The organism is Bacillus cereus group sp. Sample62, assembly GCF_036851315.1.
GTDB classification, from domain to species: domain Bacteria; phylum Bacillota; class Bacilli; order Bacillales; family Bacillaceae_G; genus Bacillus_A; species Bacillus_A wiedmannii.
Window position 1 is genome coordinate 2,251,937 of the sequence record NZ_JAFLPK010000001.1, and the last position, 13,983, is coordinate 2,265,919.

Sequence of the window (13,983 nt, forward strand, 5' to 3'; positions counted from 1 at the left end):
GAATTTTTTGAGACAAAAAAGTAAGTGAAATACCTATTTGGATTATATTGGAATATTAAAAGATGGTACATTATATTCTAAATACGTATTAAATCTTAAATAATAAACACGACATGCATCAATAATTGCAAGATATACTTTCTCGATATTTTCAGAAAAATGTTGAGAAAATATATAATCGATTTTTTGGTAAGGCTTTGAAAATGAAGGTATCTACAGTTTATCTTCTTCAATTTTAAAAAGAGGAGTATGAATTATATTTTTAATGTAAGTACGTACTAATGCTTTTAAATGTAATTGTATTGAGAAGTATTAAAATATTTTATCTGAAAAATAAAAATAGGTTGACAAGTTTATTGAGAAACATTATCATTGCGATGTAAGATTATTAAATGAAAAACATTATCAATAAATATTAATTTGATGAAAAGTACACTTGACCAATTAGTTTAGTAAGTGTATTATTTTTTACATCATCAGTGATAATGAAAATCGTTATCATTTATATTATTAAACTTGATTTATTTTTATATGAAAGGATAGAGGAAATGAGCCTAGGGGAATTTGATGGAAAAACCGTTTTAGTAACAGGTGCAGCGCAAGGTATAGGTAGTATTGTAGCAAAAATGTTTTTAGAAAGAGGAGCTACAGTTATTGCGGTTGATCAAACTGAAGAGGGGTTAAACGTACTCTTAAATCAAAATGAATTAAATGAAACACGTGTGAAAACCTTTCGTTTAGATGTGAGTGATAGTGCCGCTGTTGAAGAAGTAGTAGAACGGATTGAAAATGATATAGCACCGATAGATATATTAGTAAATGTTGCAGGGGTTTTACGTATGGGAGCGATTCACTCTTTAAGTGATGAAGAATGGAATAAAACATTCTCTGTAAATTCTACAGGAGTTTTCTATATGTGCCGAGCAGTAAGTAAATATATGATGCAAAGAAAGTCAGGGGCAATTGTTACAGTTGGTTCAAATGCGGCAAATACGCCGAGAATGGAGATGGCTGCGTATGCTGCATCAAAAGCTGCAACGACGATGTTTATGAAATGTTTAGGGTTAGAACTTGCAGCATACAATATTCGCTGTAACTTAGTTTCTCCAGGTTCTACTGAAACTGAAATGCAAAGATTATTATGGGCTGATGAGAATGGAGCTGAAAATATAATTGCTGGTTCTCAAAATACATATAGACTCGGTATTCCGTTACAAAAAATTGCACAACCTTCAGAAATTGCTGAAGCAGTATTGTTTTTAGCCTCTGATAAAGCGAGTCATATTACAATGCACAATTTATGTGTCGATGGCGGAGCTACATTGGGAGTTTAATAAAAAATTCAGGAGGTTTTAATACTATGAATGAACTTATAGCCGTAAAGGAACTGTCAGAAAAATTATTAGAAGATTATAAAACTGAATCTTCGTTCTTTTTCGCTTCACCAACTCGAACGATATTGACAGAAGGAGAGTTTACTACAGTAAAACATCATGAAATTGAAAGTTTTACAGAACTTGTACAAGCGGTATTAAGTAATGCAAAACAAGCTGGAAATCCGAATCCTATCGTTGTTGGTGCTTTGCCTTTTGATCGTAGAAAAGAAGTTCAACTTATCGTACCAGAACATAGTAGAATTACTGAGCGTTTACAGTTAGAGACAACAAATGAGATAAAACGAAATGAGAAACTGACATTCGAAATGACACCGGTTCCAGCTCCTGAAGTTTATATGAATGGTGTGAAGCAAGGGATTGAAAAAATACAGGACGGCGATTTAAAGAAAATCGTTCTATCTAGATCGTTAGATGTTGAATCTTCCGAAAAGATTGATAAGCAAAAACTTCTTCGAGAATTAGCAGAGCATAATAAGCATGGTTATACATTTGCTGTTAATTTACCGAAAGATGAAAATGAAGACTTTAAAACGTTAATTGGAGCAAGTCCTGAATTACTCGTTTCACGTAATGGTATGCAAGTTATTTCTAATCCGTTAGCTGGTTCAAGACCACGTAGTGATGATCCAGTGGAAGATAAAAGAAGAGCAGAGGAATTACTTTCTTCTCCAAAAGATTTACATGAACATGCGGTAGTAGTGGAAGCGGTTGCTACTGCACTTCGTCCATACTGTCATACATTACACGTTCCAGAAAAACCATCCGTTATTCATAGTGAAGCGATGTGGCATTTGTCTACTGAAGTGAAAGGTGAACTAAAGGATCCAAATACTACTTCTTTGGAATTAGCAATTGGTCTTCATCCTACGCCAGCAGTTTGCGGAACGCCTATGGAAGAAGCAAGAGAGGCGATTCAAAAAATTGAGCCATTTGACCGTGAATTCTTTACAGGAATGCTAGGATGGAGCGATTTAAATGGTGATGGTGAATGGATTGTTACAATTCGCTGTGCTGAAGTGCAAGAGAATACACTTCGATTATTTGCAGGAGCAGGAGTGGTTGCTGAGTCAAAACCAGAAGATGAGTTAGCAGAAACATCAGCTAAGTTCCAAACAATGCTGAAGGCTTTAGGGTTAAGAGATAATTCGCTGAATGAAAAATAGGGGGAAGAAAGAATGTTAACAGGTTATACGGAATGGCCAAAAGAATTTGCAAATCGTTATCGAGAAGTAGGATGTTGGCCTGGAGAAACTTTTGGTTCGTTGTTAAGAAAACGTGCTGAAAAGCATGGAGATGAAATTGCGGTTGTAAGTGGTGATACGCAAATAACATATAGTGAGCTTGATAAAAAAGTAGATCGCTTAGCTGCAGGCTTACTGAATTTAGGAATAAAGCAAGAGGATCGAGTTGTAATCCAATTACCTAACATTATCGAGTTTTTTGAAATATGCTTTGCGCTATTTCGAATTGGAGCACTTCCTGTTTTTGCACTACCTTCACATCGAAGCAGTGAAATTAGTTATTTTTGTGAGTTTGGTGAGGCGAGTGCTTACGTTATTTCAGATAAGGCTCTTGGCTTTGATTATCGAAAACTAGCAAGAGAAGTGAAAGAGAAAGTACCAACTTTACAACATGTAATTGTAGTCGGAGAAGAAGAAGAGTTTGTGAACATAAGTAATCTGTATATAGATTCCATTCCATTACCAGAAGTTCAGCCAAGTGATGTTGCGTTTCTCCAATTATCAGGAGGGACAACAGGACTTTCTAAATTAATTCCTAGAACACATGATGACTATATTTATAGTTTACGTGTTAGCGCTGAAATTTGTAATTTAAATGCAGAAAGTGTCTATATGGCAGTTCTTCCAGTAGCACACAATTACCCGATGAGTTCTCCAGGGACATTTGGAACTTTGTATGCAGGGGGAAAGGTAGTGTTGGCAACTGGAGGGAGTCCAGATGAGGCATTTGCTCTTATAGAAAAAGAAAAAGTAACGATTACAGCGCTCGTTCCACCATTAGCAATGATTTGGCTTGATGCTGCCTCTTCCCGTAATAACGATTTATCGAGCTTGCAAGTGATTCAAGTAGGTGGTGCGAAATTTAGTGCCGAAGTTGCGAAGCGTATTCGCCCTACATTTGGATGTACGTTACAGCAAGTGTTTGGTATGGCAGAAGGGTTAGTAAATTACACGAGATTAAATGATCCAGAAGAAATCATTATTCATACACAAGGGAGACCGATGTCTACATTCGATGAAGTACGGGTTGTTGATGAAAATGATAACGATGTAAAACCTGGTGAAGTGGGTAGTTTATTAACAAGAGGGCCCTATACAATTCGTGGCTATTATAAAGCAGAAGAGCATAATGCACGATCATTTACAAAGGATGGATTTTATCGCACAGGTGATCTTGTAAAAGTAAATGAACAAGGTTACATCATTGTAGAAGGCAGGGATAAAGATCAAATTAACCGTGGTGGTGAGAAAGTTGCTGCGGAAGAAGTTGAAAATCATCTATTAGCACATGATGCAGTACATGATGTAGCCGTTGTATCAATGCCTGATGATTATTTAGGAGAACGTACTTGTGCCTTTGTTATAGCTCGAGGACAAGCTCCAACAATAAGCGAATTAAAAATGTTTTTAAGAGAACGAGGTATAGCAGCTTATAAGATTCCAGATCGAATTGAATTTATTGAATCATTCCCGCAAACAGGTGTTGGAAAGGTAAGCAAAAAAGAGTTACGTAAAGTCATTACTGAAAAACTTATTACGGTAAAACAATAAAAAATATAAAAATTGGAAGGAAGTGATTAGATGGCTATCCCATCTATTTCAGTATACAAAATGCCAGTTGAATCAGAACTACCAAAAAATAAAGTGAACTGGACACCAGATCCGAAACGTGCGGTTCTTCTAATCCATGACATGCAAGAATATTTTCTTGATGCATATAGCGATAAAGAATCACCAAAAGTAGAACTTATTTCAAATATTAAGGTGATAAGAGAAAAATGTAAGGAACTTGGTATACCAGTTGTTTATACAGCACAACCAGGTGGACAAACGTTAGAACAACGAGGGTTATTACAAGATTTCTGGGGGGACGGTATTCCTGCTGGACCAGATAAAAAGAAAATTGTCGGTGAACTTACTCCTGATGAGGATGATATATTCTTAACAAAATGGAGATATAGTGCATTTAAAAAGACAAATCTATTAGAAATTTTAAATGAACAGGGAAGAGATCAACTTATTATTTGCGGTATTTATGCGCATATCGGCTGCCTTTTAACAGCTTGCGAAGCATTTATGGATGGTATAGAGCCGTTCTTTGTAGCAGATGCAGTTGCTGATTTTTCATTAGAGCATCATAAACAAGCATTGGAGTATGCATCTAATAGATGTGCAGTAACGACATCAACAAACATACTGTTAAAAGATTTACAAAGTGTAAAAAGTGATGAGAGTGAAGGAATCACTATACAGGAAGTGCATGAACTAGTTGCACAACTACTTCGTGAGCCAGTAGAGAGTATTGATATTGATGAGGACTTACTAAATAGAGGACTTGATTCGGTCAGAATTATGAGTTTAGTAGAGAAGTGGCGTCGCGAAGGGAAAGAAATAACTTTTGCAGATTTAGCAGAACGTCCAACTGTTTCCGATTGGTACAGTTTACTATCTTCACAGACAGCACAGGTACTGTAACAAATAGACTACATAATAAAGGGGTAGTAAAGAATGCCTAATAGTCAAAAGGTTCGCCATTCGTTATCATCTGCGCAGACTGGTATGTGGTTTGCACAGCAATTAGATCCGCTTAATCCAATTTATAATACTGGGGAATATGTTGAAATAAACGGAAATATTAATCAAGAAATTTTCGAATTAGCAGTACGTAAAGTTGTAACAGAAGCAGAAGCACTACATGTTCGTTTCGAAGAGGATGAAATTGGCCCGTGGCAAGTTATTGAGAAATCGTCAAATTTTCATATACATTTTATTGACGTTCGTAAAGAAGAAGATTCTGAAGAGGCTGCTAAAATATGGATGAAAAATGATTTATCTATGCCAGTCGATTTGAAAACAGATAAATTATTTACTGAAGCACTTATTCAAGTTGAAAATAATCGTTTCTTTTGGTATCAGCGTATCCATCACATTGTGATGGATGGCTATGGATTTTCACTTCTTAGCCAAAAGGTAGCGAAAGAGTATACATCACTTATAGAAGAAACAAGAAAGAATGAAAAGCCATTTGGTTCTCTTGCAAAAATTGTACAAGAAGATATGGAGTATCGTGAGTCTAAACAATTTCAGGAAGATCGTATTTTTTGGTTAGAAAAGTTTACAGATGAACCGGATGTCATAAGTTTAGCAGAACGAGCGCCGAGAACATCAAATGGATTTTCACGAGAAACAGCTTATTTATCCAGTTCTAGCACGAAAACTTTACTAGAAGATATCAATGTTTCGTTAACAAATTGGCCGGAATTTATTGTCGCTGTAACAAGTATTTATATGCATAAATTAACAGGTGCAAATGATATTGTTTTAGGTTTACCGATGATGGGGCGACTAGGTTCTGCATCTATTTATACACCGAGCATGGTAATGAATTTAGTACCACTTCGTATTACAGTAACTCCAAATATAACTCTTGCGGAATTATTACAGCAAGTTTCTAAAGAGATTCGAGAAGTACGTCGTCATCATAAATACCGTCATGAGGAATTAAGAAGAGACTTAAAGTTACTAGGTGAAAATCAAAGGTTATTCGGGCCGTTAGTGAATGTGATGCCTTTTGATTATGGGCTTAATTTTGCTGGGAATCGTGGTATTACACATAATTTATCAGCAGGACCTGTCGATGATTTATCGATAAATGTTTATAAACGTTTCGATGAAAATGAGTTAATGATTCATTTTGATGCGAACCCGGAGGTATATAGTGACTCGGAACTAGCATTGCATAAAGAGAGATTTATGAATGTATTAGAATTAGTGATAAATGATTATGAAAGAGACATGTCGATTGGAAATATAAACATTACTCTTCCAGAAGAAAATCATAAAGTTTTATTCGAATGGAATGAAACTAAGGAAGCTAAGGATTTAATCACTCTACCTTCATTATTTGAAAAACAAGTACAAAAAAATCCAAATAAAATAGCGGTTACGTGTAACGGAGTATACCTTACGTATAAAGAGCTAAATGAACGGGCGAATGAACTAGCGCACTATTTAGTAGAAGAAGGAATAGGGCCAAATCATTTTGTAGCTTTAGTATTTCCAAGGTCAATAGAGATGGTAGTTAGTATGCTAGCAGTTTTAAAGGCTGGTGCAGCGTATTTACCGATAGATCCAGAATATCCAGCTGAGCGGATAAATTATATAGTAAATGATGCAAAACCAATTTATATCATCACACATTCATCTGTTTCATCTACTTTAGTTATAGAAAATGATATAAAAAAAATCGAATTAGATCGAGAAGAAACAGAACTAGCATTAAAAGCATATTCTCATAGGAATCTACCATTTAGAAATGAAGAATCACTTTTAAAGCCTGCGTATACAATTTATACTTCAGGCTCAACCGGAAATCCAAAAGGTGTAATTGTTCCTATGAAAGCTTTAAGTAACTTTTTATTGGCCATGGATGATATGTTTTCGTTACATGAAAACGATCATTTATTAGCAGTTACAACATTTGCGTTTGATATTTCTGCACTAGAAATTTATTTACCTCTTATTAGTGGTGCAAGTATAACAATCGCACAAAAAGAGGTAATCCAAGAACCTTCTGCGTTTACGGCATTGTTACAAGAAGAAAGAGTAACAATTATGCAAGCTACACCGACGTTATGGCAGGCGTTAGTAACTGAATATCCAGAAAGGCTACAAGGGCTAAATGTGCTCGTTGGTGGTGAAGCGCTTCCGGCCCATTTAGCAAATACATTAAAAGAATTAGGTTGCTCTATTACAAACTTATATGGACCTACTGAAACGACTATTTGGTCTACTTTCATGAACATCGATGAAAGGGAAAGTGGTATACCTCCTATTGGAAAGCCAATTTGGAGTACAGATGTGTATGTATTAGATGCAGGTTTACAACCAGTACCACCTGGAGTAATTGGTGAATTATATATTGCAGGGGAAGGGCTTGCGAACGGATATTTAGGAAAACCAGAGTTAACGGCTGAACGGTTTGTTGCAGATCCTTATGGAAAACCAGGGAAGCGCATGTACCGCACAGGTGATCTTGTGAAATGGCGTAACGATGGTGTGTTAGAGTACATGAGCCGCGCAGATCATCAAATTAAAATTCGTGGTTTCCGAATTGAATTAGCTGAAATTGAAACGGTATTACAACGACATGAATATATTCAACAAGCGGTAGTAATGGTACGAGAAGATCGGCCAAATGATAAACGAATCATTGCGTATATCGTTGCCGAAGGGAGTGAAGGGATTAACCTTTCAGAAATTCGTTCTTATGTTTCAGAAAGTTTAGCGAATTATATGGTGCCATCGGCATTTGTTGTGCTAGAAGAATTACCATTAACGCCAAATGGTAAGGTTGATAGAAAGAAATTACCTGCTCCTGATTTTAATGAAATGAACAAGGAGAGAGTTGCTAGAAATCCGAAAGAAGAAATATTATGTGATTTATTTGCAGAAGTACTTGGTGTTTCTCGCATTAGCATTGATGATAATTTCTTTGAAATGGGTGGCCATTCGCTTCTTGCATCTCGTCTAATGGCAAGAATTCGTGAAACGTTAAGTGTTGAATTAGGAATAGGAAAACTATTTGAATCGCCAACTGTTGCTGAACTTGCGAAGCAATTGGATCAAGCAAAAACTGCAAGACCAGCTATTAAGAAAGTAAGTAGACCAAATGAAGTTCCACTTTCATTTGCACAGCGCAGGTTATGGTTCTTAAATTGTTTAGAAGGTCCAAGTCCTACTTATAATATTCCATTAGTCGTTCGTATTTCTGGAAAGTTGAACGAGGAAGCATTGCAAGGTGCCTTTTATGATGTAGTTGAGAAACATGAAACGCTTAGAACGATTTTCCCTAACGTATTAGGTAGTTCCTATCAGAAAATTTTAGATATGGAAAATTTAAATCTAGAAATGATAATAACAAAAACATGTAAAGATGAATTAGAAAGTGTGCTTGTAGAGGCAGTAAGATATAGTTTTAACCTTGATGTTGAACCAGCAGTTCGTCTGCAACTATTTACAGTGAATGAAAACGAACATGTATTACTAATTCTATTGCACCATATTGTAGGGGATGGCTGGTCATTACAACCGTTAACGAGAGATTTTACAGCGGCATATAAAGCACGATGTCAAGGTAACAGAGTTCAGCTAGAGACACTTCCAGTTCAATACGCAGATTATGCACTTTGGCAACAACAGTTGCTTGGTGATGAAACTACAGAAGAGAGTCTTATTTCAACACAATTAGAGTTTTGGAAGAAAGAGCTAGAAGGTTTACCAGATCAGCTGGAGTTACCTACAGATTACCAGCGTCCAATTGAAACGAGTTATCGCGGAGAAACAATTCATTTTCAAATAGATGCGGGTATGCATAGTAGGTTAGTAGAGCTTGCACGGAAAAACGGAGTTAGTTTGTTTATGGTGTTGCAAGCAGGACTTAGTGCGCTATTTACAAGATTAGGTGCAGGTACTGATATACCAATCGGTAGTCCGATTGCTGGAAGAAACGATGATGCACTCTCTGACATAGTTGGTTTATTTGTAAATACATTAGTGTTACGCACAAATACATCAGGAGATCCAAGTTTTAAAGAATTATTGAATAGAGTGAAGCAGTCAAATCTTGCAGCTTATGAAAATCAAGATGTTCCATTTGAACGACTCGTTGAAGTGTTAAACCCAGTACGTACTCGAAATAGTCATCCGCTGTTTCAAGTTATGTTAGCTTTCCAAAATACGCCAGAAGCAAACTTTGATGCTCCAGATATTAAAGCAGATCTTGAAATCCAAAGTGTTGGCTCTGCGAAATTTGATCTAACATTTGAAATTAGCGAGAGTAACGGAGTTGATGGTACACCAGACGGCTTACAGGGGTTACTAGAGTTTAGTACCGATTTGTATAAACGTGAAACGGTTCAACAATTAGTAGAACGATTCATTCTGTTATTGGATGATGCAGCGAAACATCCGGATCAATCAATTGGCACATTAGAAATTTTAACATTAGCAGAGAGAAATACAGTGTTAGAAAAGTGGAATGGTGGTTTTCAAATTGTACCAGAAATGACAATATCACAATTATTTGAAAAGCAGGTTTATATAAATCCGAATTCTATTGCTGTCGTCTTTAAAGATGAAAAGTTAACTTATGAAGAGTTGAATAAAAAAGCGAATAAAATAGCTCGATTGCTAGTAGCAAAAGGAGTTGGTCCGGATCAACTTGTTGCTTTAGCGATGCCGAGATCTTTAAATATGGTTGTAAGCTTACTAGCTGTTCTGAAAGCGGGAGCAGGTTATCTTCCATTAGATCCGGATTATCCGTCAGATCGTATTTCATTTATGCTCCACGATGCGAAACCATCATGTGTGTTAACAAATTCAGATGTGGAAATTGAATGTGATGAGGAACTGAAAATTTTAGTTGATGATGTGCAGGTAATAGAAGAAATTGAGAAGTATAGTGAAGATAATATTGATGAAATGGAGCGCATGAAGCCATTATCTCCTTCACATATTGCTTACGTTATTTATACGTCAGGCTCAACAGGTAGACCGAAAGGCGTTATGATACCTCATCAAAACGTAGTAAGACTTTTAGGAGCAACTGATCATTGGTTCCAATTTGATGCAGACGATGTGTGGACGATGTTCCATTCATACGCTTTTGATTTCTCGGTTTGGGAAATTTGGGGACCTTTATTATATGGAGGGCGTCTAGTCGTAGTACCACATACTGTAAGTCGCTCGCCGAAAGAATTTTTACAACTTCTTGTTAAAGAAAAGGTTACTGTTTTAAACCAAACTCCATCAGCATTCTATCAATTGATACAAATAGATCGTGAAAATGAAGAGATTGGTCAAAAGTTATCATTACGATATGTCGTTTTTGGAGGAGAAGCACTTGAGCTAAGTCGATTAGAAGATTGGTATAGTCGACATCTTCATAACGCACCAAAGCTTATTAATATGTACGGTATAACGGAGACGACAGTACATGTTAGTTATATTGAGTTAGATGAGAATATCGTTTCGTTACGAGCGAATAGTTTAATTGGGTGCAGTATACCTGACCTTAAAGTATACGTATTAGACAACTATTTACAACCAGTGCCACCTGGAGTAGTTGGAGAAATGTATGTTGCAGGTGCAGGGCTTGCTCGTGGTTATTTAGGAAGAGCGGGCTTAACTGCAGAACGCTTTATCGCGGATCCATTTGGTAAGCCAGGTACAAGAATGTATCGTACAGGAGACTTAGCTCGTTGGTGTAAAGATGGGACGCTAGATTATATAGGGCGTGCAGATCACCAAATAAAAATTCGAGGATTCCGAATTGAATTAGGGGAAATAGAAGCGGTAATAATGAAACACCCTAAAGTTGAGCAAGTAGCCGTTATTGTACGGGAAGATCAACCAGGGGATAAACGGTTAGTTTCTTATATCGTCGCATCAAATAATGAAATGATTGATACGAATGAAATGCGTAAGTATGCTGGAGGTAGTTTACCAGATTACATGGTTCCATACGCTTTTGTAGTAGTAAATGAGTTGCCTTTAACTCCAAATGGTAAATTAGATAGAAAGGCATTGCCGGCTCCAAAATTTATCGCATCATCTTCTAGTCGTGGACCAAGAACACCGCAAGAAGAAATGTTATGTGACTTGTTTACAGAAGTTTTAAGTGTGCCGCAAGTTGGAATTGATGACGGATTCTTTGATCTAGGTGGCCATTCACTTCTTGCAGTGCAGCTTATGAGTCGTATTAAAGAAGCACTTGGGGTTGAACTAAATATCGGAACTTTATTTGCAGCACCTACTGTTGCGGGTCTTGCTGAAAGACTTGAGGTGGGAAATGGACAAAGTGCACTTGATGTGTTGCTTCCATTACGAGCAAGCGGAGACCAATTACCACTATTTTGTGTACACCCAGCAGGTGGATTAAGTTGGTGTTATGCAGGACTTATGAAATCTTTAGGAACAGATTATCCAATCTACGGTGTCCAAGCACGTGGTATCGCTAAAAATGAAGAACTTCCAAAAAGTTTAGAGGAGATGGCGGCGGATTATTTAAAACACGTTCGTGAAGTACAGCCTCACGGACCATATCGGTTACTCGGTTGGTCGCTCGGAGGAAATGTTGTTCATGCAATGGCGGCGCAACTACAAAGTGAAGGGGAAGAAGTAGAATTACTCGTTATGCTAGATTCTTACCCTGGTCACTTCTTACCGAATACGGAAGCACCTACTGAAGAAGAAGCGTTAATCGCATTACTTGCTTTAGGCGGATACGATCCAGATAACATGAATGGTAAACCACTTACGATGGAAAGTGCAGTAGAAATACTTCGTAAAGATGGGAGTGCATTAGCAAGTCTTGAAGAAGAGACTATTTTGAACTTGAAAGAAACATATGTAAATTCGGTAGGATTGTTAGGGAAATATGTACCGAAAGTTTATAACGGAGATATTTTATTCTTTAGATCTACTGTTATACCAGACTGGTTTGATCCTATTTCTCCAAATACGTGGCTAAATTATTTAGATGGGCAAATTGTGCAACACGATATTGATTGTCGACATAAAGATTTATGTCAACCAGGACCACTTACAGAAATTGGACAAGTATTAGCGAAATATTTGCAGAATAAGAAAGGGGTAAGTACAGTATGACGAATCCATTTGAAAATGATAATTACACATACAAAGTATTAAAAAATGAGGAGGGCCAGTATTCTCTCTGGCCTGTCTTTCTTGATGTACCTATTGGTTGGAATGTCGTACATGAAGAGGCTAGTAGGAATGATTGTTTACAATATGTTGAAAATAACTGGAAAGATTTGAATCCAAAAAGTAATCAAGTTGGTGAAAAAATATTAGTAGGAAAACGATAATGAAGGCAAAAATAAATCCAAAAGTAGTTGTAAGTATCGTATATATAACAGCGATGTTTATGGCTGCGATGGATGCAACGATTGTGAATGTAGCACTCCAAACGATAAGTAAAGAATTACAAGTGCCTCCATCTGCAATGGGGACGGTTAATGTTGGGTATTTAGTTAGCTTAGCTGTTTTCCTGCCGATTTCTGGTTGGTTAGGAGATCGCTTCGGTACGAAAAGGGTATTTCTAACCGCTCTTTTCGTATTTACAGCTGCGTCTGTATTATGTGGAATAGCGAACGATATTACTTCATTGAATATTTTTCGTATCATGCAAGGTGCTGGTGGGGGGCTTTTAACACCAGTTGGGATGGCGATGTTATTCCGAACATTTTCACCAGAGGAAAGGCCGAAAATTTCACGGTTTATTGTATTACCAATTGCTGTGGCACCAGCTATCGGACCAATTATTGGCGGTTTCTTTGTAGATCAAATGTCTTGGCGCTGGGCATTTTATATTAATTTACCGTTTGGAATCGTAGCGTTACTATTCGGTCTACTATTTTTAAAAGAGCATATTGAAAAATCAGCTGGTCGCTTTGATTCTCTCGGTTTTGTTCTTTCAGCACCAGGATTCGCGATGCTTATCTATGCACTTAGTCAAGGGCCGTCAAAAGGCTGGGGTTCTTCAGAGATTATAAGTACTGGAATAGCTGGGATTGTATTCATTATATTGTTCATCATTGTAGAACTTAGAGTAAAGCAACCGATGTTAGATTTACGCTTATTAAAAGAACCAGTCTTTAGAAAAATGAGTCTTATTTCATTGTTTTCATCCGCTGGTTTACTAGGAATGTTATTTGTTTTTCCACTTATGTATCAAAATGTAATAGGAGTTTCCGCATTGGAATCAGGCCTTACGACATTCCCAGAGGCAATCGGGTTAATGATATCGTCACAGATTGTGCCATGGTCATATAAGAAATTAGGAGCTCGAAAGGTAATTTCTATTGGATTAATTTGTACAGCAATTATCTTTGTTTTATTAAGTTTTGTAAATCACGATACGAACCCATGGCAAATTCGGGCATTATTGTTTGGTATCGGTATTTTCTTAGGTCAGTCTGTTGGAGCAGTTCAATTTTCGGCATTTAATAATATCACGCCACCTTCTATGGGGAGAGCGACTACTATATTCAATGTGCAAAACCGTATAGGTTCAGCGATAGGAGTTGCAGTTTTAGCTAGTATACTAGCCGGTTTTGGAAATAATAGTGTACAAAATAATGCTCAGTCAGATTTCTTACCATATCAAGCTGCATTAATTGGATCAGCAATATTTTTACTCGTAGCATTACTATTTTCTTTACGTATTTCTGATAAAGAAGTAATGTCAAAGAAGAAAGAAAAAATGTTATCTGTATCAAAAAAAGAGAAAGTACTTGTCAATGAATAACAATTTACGTAAG

At 36.8% G+C, this 13,983-nt stretch carries 7 protein-coding genes; all 7 read left to right on the top strand.

The window, feature by feature from the left end:
- Positions 1-548 precede the first annotated feature (548 nt).
- From dhbA to J0835_RS11460, 7 genes are read left to right on the top strand one after another with little or no spacing between them, the layout of a single operon-like run.
- Entirely contained in the window at positions 549-1,334 is a 786-nt protein-coding gene (gene dhbA, locus J0835_RS11430; RefSeq protein WP_087980818.1) for a 2,3-dihydro-2,3-dihydroxybenzoate dehydrogenase, read from the top strand.
- Positions 1,335-1,360: 26 nt separating this feature from the next.
- A complete protein-coding gene (gene dhbC / locus J0835_RS11435) occupies positions 1,361-2,560 on the top strand; it encodes an isochorismate synthase DhbC (protein WP_087980362.1) in 1,200 nt (399 codons plus the stop codon).
- A 12-nt stretch (positions 2,561-2,572) separates the two neighbouring features.
- Positions 2,573-4,189, top strand: coding sequence for a (2,3-dihydroxybenzoyl)adenylate synthase (locus J0835_RS11440; protein WP_087980363.1), 1,617 nt, complete (start codon positions 2,573-2,575; stop codon positions 4,187-4,189).
- A gap of 30 nt (positions 4,190-4,219) precedes the next feature.
- Positions 4,220-5,113 (top strand): isochorismatase family protein, encoded by an 894-nt coding sequence (locus J0835_RS11445; protein ID WP_087980364.1) that lies wholly within the window; start codon positions 4,220-4,222, stop codon positions 5,111-5,113.
- A gap of 33 nt (positions 5,114-5,146) precedes the next feature.
- Positions 5,147-12,307: an amino acid adenylation domain-containing protein gene (locus J0835_RS11450; protein ID WP_087980365.1), complete on the top strand. Its 7,161-nt coding sequence runs from the start codon at positions 5,147-5,149 to the stop codon at positions 12,305-12,307.
- On the top strand, positions 12,304-12,528 hold the full coding sequence (locus J0835_RS11455; protein ID WP_000184070.1) for an MbtH family protein: 225 nt from the start codon (positions 12,304-12,306) through the stop codon (positions 12,526-12,528). The genes J0835_RS11450 and J0835_RS11455 overlap by 4 nt, the downstream gene beginning before the upstream one ends.
- Positions 12,528-13,970, top strand: coding sequence for an MDR family MFS transporter (locus J0835_RS11460; protein WP_087980366.1), 1,443 nt, complete (start codon positions 12,528-12,530; stop codon positions 13,968-13,970). Before J0835_RS11455 ends, J0835_RS11460 begins: the two co-directional genes overlap by 1 nt.
- Positions 13,971-13,983: the final 13 nt, after the last annotated feature.